The organism is Rathayibacter sp. SW19, from assembly GCF_030866825.1.
GTDB lineage: Bacteria > Actinomycetota > Actinomycetes > Actinomycetales > Microbacteriaceae > Rathayibacter_A > Rathayibacter_A soli.
This window is the reverse complement of the sequence record NZ_CP133020.1, coordinates 4,294,034-4,307,151: the sequence shown is the minus strand read 5'-3', so window position 1 is coordinate 4,307,151 and position 13,118 is coordinate 4,294,034. Positions and strand designations below refer to the sequence as shown.

The following is a 13,118-nucleotide window of genomic DNA, read 5'->3' as shown; positions in this document are numbered from 1 at the left end:
TTGAGTGGATCAGCCCAGCAACCAGCCGTTCTGCTCGGCGATCCTCACAGCTTCCGCCCTCGTGCGCGCCGCCGTCTTGCCGATCGCGCTCGAGAGGTAGTTGCGCACGGTGCCCTCGCTGAGCGTGAGGCTGCGCGCGATGTCCGCAACGGTCCCGCCCGCTCTCGCGACACTGAGCACGTCCGTTTCGCGATCGGTCAGGGGCGAGTCACCGCTTGCCAGCGTTTCAGCGGCTAGAGACGGATCGATCACGCGCAGCCCCGACGCCACCTTTCGCACCATCTCCGCGAGCTGGCGGGCCGGGGTGTCTTTGACGACGAACCCGCTCGCTCCGGCTTGCATGGCGCGTTTCAGGTAGCCGGGCCGACCGAACGTCGTCACGATCAGCACCTTTATGGACGGCAGGTGGGCGCGGAGTTCGGCTGCGGCAGCGATGCCGTCCTGCCCAGGCATCTCGACGTCGAGCAGGGCGACATCAGGATGTGTGTCCATCGCCGCGGCCAACACCTCGTCTCCGCGACCGACCTCCGCAACGACTTCGATGTCACGTTCGAGGCCGAGCATCGTGGCAAGGGCGCCGCGCACCATCGCCTGGTCGTCCGCGAGCAGAAGCCGGATCGGTTCGGTGCTCATGCGGCATCCGCCTGATGGGCCGGCGGCATTCCGACGTACAGTGAGAAGCCGCCGAGCTCGGATCGGCCGATCCGCAGCGACCCCCCGACGGCCTCGACGCGTTCTCCGAGACCGCGCAGGCCGGTACTGGTCGACGCGGTCAAAGCGGCCGGCCCGCGACCGTCGTCGGCGACCTCGATTTCGGCCGGCGAGATGCGGATGCGGCAGTGCTTCGCCTCGGAGTGGCGCACCACGTTCGTCACCCCCTCGCGCACCACCCAGCCGGCCAGTTCGCGATACCGGGTGGGCAGCGAGTCGACGGTCGTCGGCAGATCGGCGTCGATACCGGCGCTGGCGAGAATCGAGCGCGCGTTCGCCAGCTCGCCGACGATGTTCACGCCGCGATAGCCTGCCACGGTCGCGCGCACGTCGGCCAGCGCGCCGCGGGCCAGCTCCTCGACTGCCGCGATCTCGGCGCCCGCCTTGGTGCCCTCGTCAGCATCGATGAGCATGCCGGCGAGCTCGGCTTTGACCGTGATCGCGGTCAGCGAGTGGCCGAGGATGTCATGGATGTCGCGGGCAACCCGGCCACGCTCCTTCTCGACTGCGAGCCGCGCCAACTCGTGTTGCGTCGCACGCAACTGATTGATGGCGGCGATCTGCCTCGCGAATCCGGCCATCATCATCGAGATGGATGCAACGATGGCCGCGACGTAGAACAGCGACTCGCCGCGCACCCCGCCCGCATACTGGAACACGACAGTGAGGGCGCTCAGCACCCCGACGAGGGCTGCTGTCTTGCGCATTGAGAACATGCTCATGGCGATCACGACCCCGACGAAAGTCCACGTCTGGCTGACGTGCCAGCCGACAATCGGCCAGAGCATGAAACTCGCCGCCCACGTCGCAATGATCACCCAAATTCGCTTGCCGGGCGGCAGCCACCAGGCAAGTGGAACGGCGACTCCGACGGCGGCCGCGTAGATCACGATCAGAGCGATCGCCATGACGCGCAGCGGCACACTCGATGTGGTCTGGAAATATTCGTAGGCGAAGAAAGCGAGCCAGGTCAGCGCAAAGCTGAGCCCGAGATACCACTTGCGCGCGCCGCGGAACAGGAGTGCCTCCCGCATCGGCAGCTGGCTGATTTCCGGGAATCTCAGGCTCTCGCCGAAAGAGTCGAGGTCGGGCGGCTCACCCGGTTCGCCGCCTGGCCGGTGTTTCGTGCCGAGCATGCTGCCCAATATACTCAACCCAATCTACCCACCGGCGAGAGCGCATCAGCCACGCTTGGTGTCGCGACGGAACAGCAGCACCGTGCCCGCGGTGAAGATCAGCAGCCACAGGATGGCGTTGAGCAGGGCGAGCATGTCGAAGCCGTCACCGGTGAGCGGGGCACGCGCCAGCTCGCCGATGCCGTAAACCGGGGTCCACGCTGCAACGTTCTGCAGAATCTGCGGCATCATGCTGAGCGGGTAGAACAGGCCGCCGATGAACGAGAAGAACACGACGATCAGGCTGACGAACTGCATGGCGTTCTCGCTCGGCACCAGGTAGCCGACCAGCAGGCCGAGAGCGGTGAACACGAGAGATCCCAGAATCCAGACGGCGAGACCCGAAAGGATCCAGTCGGCGGCCGGCATGGCCACGCCGGTCAGCGCACCGGTGACGTATGTCGCCCCGACGGCGATCAGACCGAGCATGAGCCCGGCGATGATCTTCGTCGCGATGTTCGCGACCGGGTTCAGCGGGGTCAGCCGCAACTGTCTGCTCCAGCCCTGCATCCGCTCGACGGCGACCGATCCGCCAGCGGCCGTCGCGGACATCATCGCGCCGTAGAGCGCCATCGACACCATGATGTATGCGGCCACGGAGATGCCGCCCTGCGACACCGACGTGTGCCCCAGCGCGACGTGGCGTTGGGGGTAGCCGACGAGGAAATACATCGCGACCGGAAAAACGAGGGTGAAGATCAAGGTTCTGCGGTTGCGCATTTTGCGGCGCAATTCGATCCACAAGAATGTCAGGTTGAAACCGCCGAACGGCGGAACTTTGCGGTCGAGGTCGACCCGGTCGCGGGCGACGTTCGGTGCGACGGATGTTGAACTCATGCGTTGGCCTGCTTTTCGTTGTCGTCGCCCGTGAGGGCGATGAAGGCGTCTTCGAGGTTGTGGGAGGTGATTTCGAGGTTCACGGCCTGCGTTTGATTCAGCAGGTAGCGGGCGACGGCATCCGAATCGTCGGTGGAGACGAGAATGGTGTCGCCGCGCTTTTCGACCGAACGCACCCCGGTGACGGCCGCGATCGCCGCCTGGCCCGCGTTGTGCAGGGTCGCCCGCACGGTGCGACCGGATGCGAGGTTCTTGATCTCGGCAGACGTGCCGTCGGCCACGATCGAGCCTTTGCGCACCAGGATGATGCGGTCGGCATACGTGTCGGCCTCGTCAAGGTAGTGGGTGGCGAAGACGACGGTGCGTCCGCGGGCCGCATCCTGGCGAATGGCACCCCAGAAGTCGCGTCGACCCTCGACATCCATGCCGGTGGTCGGCTCGTCGAGCATCAGCAGCCCCGGGTCGGAGAGCAACGACATCGCGAACCGCAGGCGTTGCTGCTGGCCGCCCGAGCATTTGCCCACCATCCGGCCGCCGATGTCGCGGATGCCGGCGCGCTCGAGAACTTCGTCGACCGGCCGCGCATTCGCGAAAAATGTGGAGGTGAGTGTGACGGTCTCGCGCACGGTCAAATCCTTCAGAAGACCGCCGCTCTGCAGGACCGCGGAAACCTGACCGCGTGCGATCGCACCGCGCGGCGAGTGGCCATACACGGTGACAGAACCCGCATCAGGCTTGCTGAGGCCGAGCAGCATGTCGATCGTGGTGGTCTTGCCTGCGCCGTTCGGCCCGAGAAAGGCGACGATCTCGCCCGGAGCGACCTGCAGGTTGATGCCGTTGACGGCGTGCACGCGGCCGAAGCTCTTGGTCAGACCGCGGGCGTCGATGGCAAGCGCGGTGTTCGTGCCTGTCGTGCTTACGCGCGCTGGCCCGGCGGCCAGAGGCGCCGAGGCGGGGAGTGTTGTGTTGTCCATGCCTCCACTCTGACGGATGCGCCGGGCCGCGCCCACACACATCCGTCACGACCTGCATATGACGTCTGTCACACGTCTGATGAGGAGAAACATCGGTACGGTGCCGGCGGACAGAGCGTTGCCGCGGTCACCCGCGAAGCTGTCGATGACCGGCTGAACCGCAGGCGCAGCAGTAAGACGACGCGCGTTTGGAGGGGACTACGCGCGCTTGGAGGCGACTACGCGCGCTTGGACTGGTCGTGCGTCTCGAACTCGTCGTTCGCGTCGCCGTCGGGCTCGTAGTCAGCCCACTTCGAGTAATCGGCGTCGTTGTGGGAGTGCCCGGTCAATTCGCGCTCGAGTTCGTCGTAGTTGACGTTCGGGCTGTAAGCCTTCAGTTCGCGCGCGATCTTGGTGTGCTTAGCTTTTTGACGGCCGCGCCCCATGCGAGACCCCCTTACGATGACAGGCCGGGCGAGCAATGAGTCGCGCGGGATTGACGAACAGCAGAGATAACAAAACTAACGGCTAGTTTAGCATGAGGGCCGTAACAGCCGCCCGTCGGCCACGCAACCGATCACGATGGCCAAGCAACAGAATGAGAGGGTATCGGGCGTGTCTTCAACCGAAACCTCAACCCGGGTGGTGATCGTGGGGGCCGGCCAGGCGGGGCTGGCTGTCGCATACTATCTGCGACGTTTCGAGTTGGAGCCCGGGGTCGATTTCATCGTCTACGACCGAGGCCCTGGTACTGGCGGCGCGTGGCAATTGCGCTGGGATGCGCTGCGACTCGGCAGCGCGCATCATGTCAGCGATCTTCCCGGCATGTCAGAGCTCGGGATCAGTTTCGACACGGCCGATCGCACACTGCCCGCGAAGGATATCGTGGCCGGTTACTACCGACGTTACGAGGAACATTTCGACCTGCACGTGCAGCGTCCGGTCACCGTGCGCACCGTCTTCAACCGCGGCGCGGACCTCGTCGTCGGTCATGATCGTGGTGAGACCGTGACGCGCATGCTGGTGAATGCCACCGGAACCTGGGGGGCACCCTTCGTGCCGTATCTACCGGGCAGCGACACATTCTCCGGCCGGCATGTACACACGAGCGGCTATCATTCTGCGGAAGAGTTCGCCGGGCAGCGCGTCGTCGTAGTTGGCGGGGGAACGAGCGCCGTTGGTTTTCTGATGGAGCTGGAGGGCGTCGCATCCGAATTGACCTGGGCCACCCGTCGACCCGTCGACTTTCGAAATGAGTCAGAGCTCACCATCGAGGGCGGCGTCGCCGCCGTGTCGATGCAGGATGCCGCGGCTCGCGCTGGCCAGGCGCTGCCCAGCATCGTGAGTGGCACAGGCGTTCCCCGCACCCGACGAATCGTTGCGGCGATCGGTCGCGGTGTGCTGGTCGAGCGCCCGATGTTCACGAGCGTCGAGCCGGGCGGCGTGCATTGGCCGGACGGTTCATTCAGCCCGGCGGATGCGATCATCTGGGCCACCGGGTTCCGCCCCGAACTGCGACACCTCGCGCCGCTCAAACTCCGCGAGAAGGCCGGCGGCGTCACGGTCGAGCAGGGGGCTGCCTGGCAGGACCCGCGGATCTTCCTCGCCGGCTATGGCCCGACAGCCTCCACGATCGGCGCCAACAGGGCCGGGCGCGTGATTGCCCGGCAGATCATGGGCCAGCTGTAGCGTCGTCGCGCTGGCCGAGCTATGGGCGCCCTGTGCGGCCCGCGCGTCAGCGCTTCATGCGGCTCGCCCGCTTGCGCGAGTGCCGAGTGCTGGGTCGCGGCGTGGTCGGCGTGGGCTCTTCGGTCGTGGTGGACGTGGACGTGGCCTTCGATGCCGGCGCCAGCGGTCTGCGCGCCGGGGGCCTGATCGGTTCACCTCTGCGATCCTGCCCCGGCAGCGGGCGCGAACGGCGCCCATAGATCAACTCGGACGAGTCCAGCAGCCATGGCACGAGCGCGATCGTCACGCCGTGACACATCATCAGTTGCTTGCTGATCCGGCGGGCTCGGTGGTTGTGCAGCAGACTCTCCCACCAGTGCCCCACAATGTACTGCGGCAGGTAGACGGTGACGACCTCCGAGCCGTGCTCCTCGCGGCGCTTCTTGATGTACTTGACCAGCGGATAACCGAAATCTCGATACGGTGATTCGATGAGGTGCAGTGGAACGTGGATATTCATCTCGCGCCACTGCTTGCGCAGTTTCTCCGTTGCGTCCGCATCGACCGAGATGTTGATCGCCTCGATGCTTTCGTGCCGCGCTGCGATCGCGTAGTCAAGGGCCTTCAATGCAGGCTTCTGCATCTTGCCGATGAGCACGATGGCGTGGTCACCCGAGCTGCCGAACGTGGTTGTCGAGTCGACCTCGACCTCTTTTTCCACGTCGCGGTAATACCGGTTCACGCCGAGCATCAGCAGGAACAGGATCGGCATGAAGATGAACACCAGATAAGCGCCGTGCGTGAACTTCGTGATGGTCACCACCACCAGCACACTGAAGGTCAGGATGGCGCCGAACGCGTTGATGCACAGGCTCCGGATGATCGTGCCCCGGTTCTTCGCGCCGCCCCTCAGCAACGAGACCCAGTGTTTGACCATCCCGCTCTGGCCCAGCGTGAACGACACGAACACGCCGATGATGTACAGCTGGATGAGCTGGGTGAGATTGGCCTGATAGACCACCAGCAGGATGATCGCCGCAAGCCCAAGCAGGATCATGCCGTTCGAGTACACCAGGCGGTCGCCGCGCGTCGACAGCGCCTTCGGCGCATACGAATCTCGCGCCAGCACGGATCCGAGCAGAGGGAACCCGTTGAACGCAGTGTTGGCGGCCAAGAGCAGCACAACGGCCGTCGCCGCCTGAACGAGGAAGAACAGCACGGTGTTGTTCCCGAAGGTTGCCGACGCAACCTGCGCGATCAGACTGAGCTGCGGAGAGGTGGCGCACTGGCTCCAGCCGATCAGGTCGCACGGGTTCTCGGCGTAGTGCACGCCGGTGACCAGTGCCATTGCCGTCAACCCGGCGAACAGTGTGACCGCCACTCCGCCCATCATCAGGAGTGTCGTGCGCGCGTTCCGGATCTTCGGAACGCGGAACGCAGGAACGCCGTTGGCGACCGCTTCGACGCCGGTCAGCGCGCTGCATCCGCTCGAGAAGGAACGCAGTAGCAGAAGTACCAGCGCTGCCTGCGTCAGACCCTGTGCTTTCACGGCGTAGCCGGCGGAGGCGGCGACGGGCGGATGGCCCAGCAGCGTCTCGATCAACCCGGTCACGATCATCAGTGCAATGCTGCCGATGAAGACGTAGGTGGGAATGGCGAACGCCTTGCCCGACTCGCGAACGCCGCGCAGGTTGACGGCCGCGATGAGCACGACGAACGCAACCGCGAGCTCGGTGCGCCATGGGCTGAGCACAGGTAGCGCCGAGATGATGTTGTCCACACCGCTTGCGACCGAGACGGCAACGGTCATGACATAGTCGACCAGCAACGCGGATGCGACGATCAGGCCGGCCTTCTCGCCCAGGTTCTTGTGCGCGACCTCGTAGTCGCCTCCGCCCGACGGGTAAGCCTTCACCAGTTGCCGGTACGACGCCACCACGGTGATGAGCAGCACAACGACGGCCGCCGCGACCCACGGAGCCAGACTCAGAAAGGCGACCCCGCCGACGAGCAGGATCATCATCATCTCCTGCGGGCCGTAGGCCACGGATGACAGAGCGTCGCTGGCAAAAATGGGTAAAGCGATCCGCTTGGGCAGCAATTGACCCTCGAGCTTCTCACTCGGAAGCGGGTCTCCGATCAACCAACGTTTGGCAGATCGCCCATCTATTGCGGGGGACTTCCCCTCATTTGTCACGAGGCACGACACTACACTCTGCTAATCCGCTGTCAAGTTGACATGGCAGCGTGTCTGTATGAGGGCTGAGAGTGCGCTGAGATCGGTGTATTTCAGGGGTGTCTGTGACGGTGCGCGCGACGGAGTTCATGGCGATTCTTGATGCGGTTTTCACCGCACAACTTTCAGGTTAATTTTATCTGCTCGCGCGTACCGTTGGGGTATGGCAATCGCAAAGAGCCATACCGATCCACACCAGGTGGCAGAGCACGCCGCCGAATGGCTGGACGGCAAGCTGTTCCGAGTACTCGGACCGCCGCCGCTCGGGCCATACGGCTACGACGAGGCGACGCCGACCGGACAAGGTTCGTGCCCACTCTGCGGCAAACCAATGTCGCAGCATACGGTTGAACATGAAGAGGCGCACACGTTCCTTCACTGCCCGGATCCCGGTGTGACTGACGTAGCAGAATCAGGCCGCGCGGCTTGAACGCCGTTCGGCCTGACACAGTCTGACAAAAACACTCCCGGTGTCCGCATCGGGGCGGGAGCGCTAGGAGGATAACGCTGCGCGAATATCTGTGCGCGCTTCCGCGAGCCGGGCGCGCAACGCAGCGACAGCATCCGGCGAGATCGCACCGGCGGCCGCCTGCTTTCGAAGGTCGGCACGCAGTTGTTGGCGAAACTCGTTGATGACGAGTTCCGCTTCGCGTGCCGCCATGCGGGAGTTGCCTGCAGCGTCTGGCGCGGCGAAGGTCGCGGATGCGGCGCGTTTCGCGTCACGTTTCGCCTCGCGAGCCGCGGAGGCGAGATCGGCTCGAAGACTCTTCATCGCTTGATTGACGCCGGCGCGAACCTCGTCGGCGAGCCGTCGCACCGAATCGGTGACCTCGTTCTCGATGTCGGAGAGCTCGCCCGCGCGGGCGGCGAGTTCGGCGCGGCCGGCATCCGTGATCTGATAGACGGTCTTGCGGCCGTCCGTTTGCTTGGTCACGAGACCCTCGTCTTCGAGCTTCGCCAGGCGAGGGTAGATCGTGCCGGCGCTCGGCGAGTAGGTGCCGCCGAATCGGTCGCTCAGTGCCTGGATGAGCTCATAACCGTGCCTCGGCGACTCGTCGAGCAGACTCAGCAGATACAGCCGGAGGCTGCCGTGCGAGAACACAGCCGGGGTCATGCCGATGCCTCTGTCTTCACCCGTGTCGACGGGCGGCGCACGATCGAAATGTCGCCAGACACGGTGTTACCGGTCACGTCGATCCACTGTCCGTCGAGTGAGCCGGTCTGTTCCGTGAAGCTTTTGTCCTGGGCGCGTCGCACGACGGTGTCGTCGACCCGCAGCCGTCCGCTGATCGCGTTCACGCGGTAGCGCGCGCTGACACCTTGGTCGAGGCGCACCGTGACGTCTCCGGAAACGGTGTTGGTTGCGATCCGGTCGGGGGTGCCGCTGACGTCGAGGTAGATGTTGGCGCTCACGCTGTCCGCGCTGAACGAACGAAGTGCGCCAGAGGCTGTGATGTCGCCGGAGACCGTGTGCGCCGTGACCGCGCCAGCGTGATCGTGCACGGACAGTTCGCCGCCGACCGCGTTGAGGTCCAGATCTCCGGAAAGGCCGTCGACTGTGATCTCGCCGGAAACCGTGCTGAGCCGGGCATCCGTCGTCAGCCCTGAGATGAGCGCATCCGCCGAGACGACGCCCAGCTTCAGGGCGACATCGCGCGGGACCATTACGCTGATGTCGGCCCCGGCTTTGTCGCTCCAGGCGCGGAAGACGTCGAGAAAGTTGTCCCAACGCAACTGCGGATGATCGATCTCGAGCAGGTCGCCGTCGATTGAGATCTTCAACTCCTTGCCGCTCACCGAGTGCACTTCGACGCGCGCGCCGGGCTCGTCGTGGCCGATGATGTCGATCTGGCCGCCGATCAGCCCGACTTTCAGCTTGCGCACGCGCTCGATGTCAATCGTCTTCGTCTGACCGGGGTTCACCAGCCACTTTTCTTGTGCCATGTGTTTCTCCTTGGGTTGGCCTCCGGTCGCTTCCGGCCGGGGAGTGGGTGTGACGCGCCAGTTTCGAGATATAACGCGTTCTTGTAGAGACACGATATATCTCGAGTCTGGGAAGTGCAACACTATTTTGAGACTCCCGCTTGACATTGACGCGACGTCAATCTTTAGGGTGGAATCACAGCACAGGGAGGGAGGTGGGCATGGCGGTTGATACCGAAGCGGACTGGCCGATCCACGAGATCGCTCGGCTGGCCGGCACGACCAGCAGGACGCTGCGCCACTACGGCGACATCGGGCTGCTTGCGCCCAGCCGAATCGGCAGCAACGGTTATCGCTACTACGACCGTGCCGCTCTCGTGCGCCTGCAGCGCATCCTGCTCCTGCGCGAACTCGGCATGGGCTTACCAGCCATCGCCGCCATGCTCGCGAAGCAGACCGACACACCGGCCGCGCTGCGTAACCACTTGGAGTGGTTACGCCGTGAGCAGGAGCGGCTGGTGCGGCAGATCGCATCCGTCGAGCTGACGATTGCGGATCTGGTGGGTAGGCCCGACGGGAACACAACGAAAAACAAGAAGGGAGGCGGGCGACCGATGGCACAAGACATGCTTGACGGGTTCGATCACACGCAATACCAGCAAGAAGTGGAGCAGCGTTGGGGCGCCGACGCCTACGCGAAAAGTGACGCCTGGTGGCGTTCGAAGACGGATGCCGAGAAGAAGCAATTCCAGCAGACTCACGTTGACATCGCCCGCGACTACGCAACCGCGCGGGCCGCGGGAGTGGATGTGGCCAGCGATGAAGTGCAAGCGATTGTCGCGCGACACGTCGACTGGCTGAACCTGTCGGCGCCCGTGACCGGGAGGCGGATCACCAGCGGGCGACTGCGTGGTTACGGTGACATGTACGTCGGCGACCCGCGCTTCGCCGCGAACTACGGCGGGGTCGACGGCGCAGAATATGTGCGCGCCGCGTTCGAGGTCTACGCGGCTTCGCTGGCCGAATAGGTCGCGGCAGCCGACGGGCTCGTGCGCGCCTAGGCCGGAGGCGGCGAAGCCTGCGGCAGTCGGATCGCGAAGGGTGGCATCGCCCAGTGGATCAGCGTGCCGATCAGAAGGGCGAACGCGAGTGTGCCGAAGCCGACATTGCCGCCGAGAATCCAGCCGATGATCAGCACGGTGAGTTCGATCGCGGTGCGAACTATCCAAATCGGCCTGCCGGTGCGCGCGTGCAGGCCTGTCATCAGGCCGTCGCGTGGGCCCGGCCCGAGTTGCGCGCCGATGTACAGCCCTGTGGCGAGCGCCAACAGCACCAGCCCGCCGGCAAACAACAGGATGCGCAGCCACAGCTGGTCAGGCACCGGAATGATCGCGAGCCCCAACTGTGCGCTCGGTCCGATCAGCAGCGCATTGAGGATCGTGCCGAGCCCCGGCAGTTGCCGCAGCGGGATCCAGAGCAGTAACACGGCGAGTCCAATGATGTTCGTCAGCACTCCGAAGGGGATGCCCGTGCGAATCGACAAACCTTGGGTCAACACGTCCCACGGGTCGAGGCCGACGCCGGCCTGCACCATCGCGCTGATGGCGATGCCGTAGAGGAACAATCCAATCAACAACTGCGTAAGACGTCGCCCGAACCGGTAGCGGATGCCGCGACCCCAGGCGTCCTGCAGCGACGCCGTGTTCTTCAGACGCGTTCGAAGCGCTGCCGTCCTGTGCGTTCGTGGTCCGGGCATTCCTGGTCTGGGCGCTCCTGATTGGCGCGCTCCTGATCGGCGCACCCGTGGTTTGGCGATTTCCGTCACTATGCAATCCAATGTGAAAAGTGGCACTTGAACAAGAGGCCAATCCCTCTAGAGTGGACTTATGGCAGTCGAACTACTCACCGCCCGCGCGCTCGATGTGCTCCTGGGCGAGTGGCGCGGGCCGGGACCGGCCTACGAGGCGCTGGCCGATCGCATCCGGTTGCTCGTCTTGGACGGACGCGTTGCGATCGGCGCGCGGTTGCCCGCCGAACGCGAGCTTGCAGAACGGATGGCGCTGAGTCGCACGACCGTTGCCGCTGCGTATCGCAGGTTGCGCGAACGGGGTTTCGCGAGCAGTCTTCGCGGCTCCGGCACGCTCACGCGGTTGCCGTCGAGTGCCCCTCTGCAGCATGCCAGCCTCGGCGACGCTCTGCTCGACTTCACCAAGGCGGCCCCACCTGCCCCGCACGGTCTTGCTGCCGCCGCGCGTGCCGCGACTGAGGATTTGCCGGCCTTTCTCGGCGACTCCGGGTACGACCAGGTCGGCCTGCCCGTGCTTCGCGAGGCGATCGCGCGTCGATACGAGCAGCGGGGGGTTGCGACGGAACCCGACCAGATTCTCGTCACGGTCGGGGCGCAGCAGGCCATTGCCCTGATTGCGCGTACGCTGCTCAGCCGTGGCGATCGTGTGCTGATCGAGACACCGACCTATCCGCACGCGTACGAGGCGCTGAGGGATGCCGGTGGCCGGCTCGTCGGAGTGCCGGTTCTTGCCGACTTCGGACCGGCCGACTTCGGACCGGCCGACCCCGGATCGCCATCGCTATCACCATCACCCTCACCCTCACCGAGGATGGAGGCGGCCGCGGACGCTGGTGCGATCGTCGACGGTTGGGATATGGCGGCGCTCGAAGCCGCGATCCGTCGAACGAGCCCGGTGCTTGCCTATGTGATGCCCGACTTCCAGAACCCGACCGGCCGTAGCATGTCGCCCGCGTTGCGAGCCCGACTGCTTGAGGTCGCAGCAGGCCAGGGCACCCTCGTCGTCGCGGACGAGACGACGGCGGAACTGAACATCGACCGGGCCGGTCGATTCCTGCCCCTGCCGGCGTATGCGACCGGCAACCACTCGAGTGTGCTGCTCATCGGATCGGCCAGCAAGAGTCTGTGGGGGGGCTTGCGGATCGGCTGGATTCGCGCGGAAACCTCTATGATCCGCAGGCTTGCCGCAGTGCGTAGCGGGATCGACCTAGGCACCCCGATACTCGAACAGCTGATCGTCGCTCGGCTGCTGCCGGATGCCGAGCAGATTCAGGCAGAGCGAGCGCAACGGCTCGCGGCCGGCCGAGATGCCGTCGAAGATGAACTGGCTCGCGCGTTTCCCGGCTGGGATGTTCCGCGGGTGCACGGTGGTTTGGCGGCCTGGGTCAACATCGGTGTTCCGATGAGCTCGGCGCTCGCACTCGCCGCGCGCAATCACGGCCTGCTTATCACGGCCGGTCCGCGCTTCGGCATCGACGGGGCGTTCGAACGCTTTCTGCGGGTGCCGATCACGGGCAGCGCCGATCACGTGCAGCGCGCAGTCAGCGCCCTGACCCGGTCGTGGCCCGGCCTTGCCCAGCATCCGCTGCCCGATCCGGCATATTTGGCTGCCGTCGTGTGACCGCGGTTCGCACTGCGGTGCGCACCACGACCGGGGCTGCGACGGTTTCGCGGCGTGAGCACGGTTCCGCGGCGCAGCGACGATTTCGCGGCGTGAATGCAGAGACTGCAATGTTATGCTCGCAGCGGCTGACGACGTGGCCGGCGTCGAGCGAAGCCGCAGTCCGCGGCAGCTGTCATTCCCGAGG

13 protein-coding genes are annotated in these 13,118 nt (G+C 65.1%); 4 read left to right on the top strand and 9 right to left on the bottom strand.

Going from position 1 to position 13,118, the window contains the following annotated elements:
* Positions 1 to 9: 9 nt before the first annotated feature.
* The 5 genes from QU604_RS19925 to QU604_RS19905 all read right to left on the bottom strand — a co-directional run bounded on the left by QU604_RS19925 (position 10) and on the right by QU604_RS19905 (position 4,122).
* Positions 10 to 633 carry a response regulator gene (locus QU604_RS19925; RefSeq protein ID WP_308466338.1) on the bottom strand — a complete coding sequence of 208 codons (624 nt, stop codon included), beginning with the start codon at positions 631 to 633 and terminating at the stop codon, positions 10 to 12.
* Positions 630 to 1,847, bottom strand: a complete 1,218-nt coding sequence (locus QU604_RS19920) for a sensor histidine kinase (protein ID WP_308466337.1) — start codon at positions 1,845 to 1,847, stop codon at positions 630 to 632. Before QU604_RS19920 ends, QU604_RS19925 begins: the two co-directional genes overlap by 4 nt.
* 45 nt (positions 1,848 to 1,892) lie before the next feature.
* On the bottom strand, positions 1,893 to 2,723 hold the full coding sequence (locus QU604_RS19915) for an ABC transporter permease (protein ID WP_308466336.1): 831 nt from the start codon (positions 2,721 to 2,723) through the stop codon (positions 1,893 to 1,895).
* Positions 2,720 to 3,697, bottom strand: coding sequence for an ABC transporter ATP-binding protein (locus QU604_RS19910; protein ID WP_308466335.1), 978 nt, complete (start codon positions 3,695 to 3,697; stop codon positions 2,720 to 2,722). The genes QU604_RS19915 and QU604_RS19910 overlap by 4 nt, the downstream gene beginning before the upstream one ends.
* 218 nt (positions 3,698 to 3,915) lie before the next feature.
* The gene (locus QU604_RS19905; RefSeq protein ID WP_308466334.1) at positions 3,916 to 4,122 is read right to left on the bottom strand and encodes a DUF3073 domain-containing protein; all 207 of its coding nucleotides are present in this window, start codon (positions 4,120 to 4,122) and stop codon (positions 3,916 to 3,918) included.
* A gap of 169 nt (positions 4,123 to 4,291) precedes the next feature.
* Here QU604_RS19905 and QU604_RS19900 point away from each other — a divergent pair, with 169 nt between their 5' ends.
* The gene (locus tag QU604_RS19900) at positions 4,292 to 5,365 is read left to right on the top strand and encodes an NAD(P)-binding domain-containing protein (protein ID WP_308466333.1); all 1,074 of its coding nucleotides are present in this window, start codon (positions 4,292 to 4,294) and stop codon (positions 5,363 to 5,365) included.
* Between the two features lie 46 nt (positions 5,366 to 5,411).
* Here the strand turns inward: QU604_RS19900 and QU604_RS19895 are convergent, their stop codons facing one another.
* Positions 5,412 to 7,541, bottom strand: a complete 2,130-nt coding sequence (locus QU604_RS19895; protein WP_308466332.1) for an APC family permease — start codon at positions 7,539 to 7,541, stop codon at positions 5,412 to 5,414.
* A 202-nt stretch (positions 7,542 to 7,743) separates the two neighbouring features.
* Here QU604_RS19895 and QU604_RS19890 point away from each other — a divergent pair, with 202 nt between their 5' ends.
* Positions 7,744 to 8,010 carry a hypothetical protein gene (locus QU604_RS19890; RefSeq protein ID WP_308466331.1) on the top strand — a complete coding sequence of 89 codons (267 nt, stop codon included), beginning with the start codon at positions 7,744 to 7,746 and terminating at the stop codon, positions 8,008 to 8,010.
* A gap of 63 nt (positions 8,011 to 8,073) precedes the next feature.
* Here the strand turns inward: QU604_RS19890 and QU604_RS19885 are convergent, their stop codons facing one another.
* Both QU604_RS19885 and QU604_RS19880 read right to left on the bottom strand, forming a co-directional pair.
* Positions 8,074 to 8,694, bottom strand: a complete 621-nt coding sequence (locus QU604_RS19885) for a PadR family transcriptional regulator (protein ID WP_308466330.1) — start codon at positions 8,692 to 8,694, stop codon at positions 8,074 to 8,076.
* A complete protein-coding gene (locus QU604_RS19880) occupies positions 8,691 to 9,524 on the bottom strand; it encodes a DUF4097 family beta strand repeat-containing protein (protein ID WP_308466329.1) in 834 nt (277 codons plus the stop codon). The genes QU604_RS19885 and QU604_RS19880 overlap by 4 nt, the downstream gene beginning before the upstream one ends.
* Positions 9,525 to 9,724: 200 nt before the next feature.
* On the opposite strand from QU604_RS19880, the gene QU604_RS19875 reads away from it, so the two are divergent.
* Positions 9,725 to 10,531 carry a MerR family transcriptional regulator gene (locus QU604_RS19875; protein WP_308466328.1) on the top strand — a complete coding sequence of 269 codons (807 nt, stop codon included), beginning with the start codon at positions 9,725 to 9,727 and terminating at the stop codon, positions 10,529 to 10,531.
* A 29-nt stretch (positions 10,532 to 10,560) separates the two neighbouring features.
* Here the strand turns inward: QU604_RS19875 and yczE are convergent, their stop codons facing one another.
* Positions 10,561 to 11,259: a membrane protein YczE gene (yczE, locus tag QU604_RS19870; protein ID WP_308466327.1), complete on the bottom strand. Its 699-nt coding sequence runs from the start codon at positions 11,257 to 11,259 to the stop codon at positions 10,561 to 10,563.
* 130 nt (positions 11,260 to 11,389) lie between these two features.
* Between yczE and yczR the strand changes: the two genes are divergently transcribed.
* The gene (gene yczR / locus QU604_RS19865; protein WP_308466326.1) at positions 11,390 to 12,931 is read left to right on the top strand and encodes a MocR-like transcription factor YczR; all 1,542 of its coding nucleotides are present in this window, start codon (positions 11,390 to 11,392) and stop codon (positions 12,929 to 12,931) included.
* Positions 12,932 to 13,118: the final 187 nt, after the last annotated feature.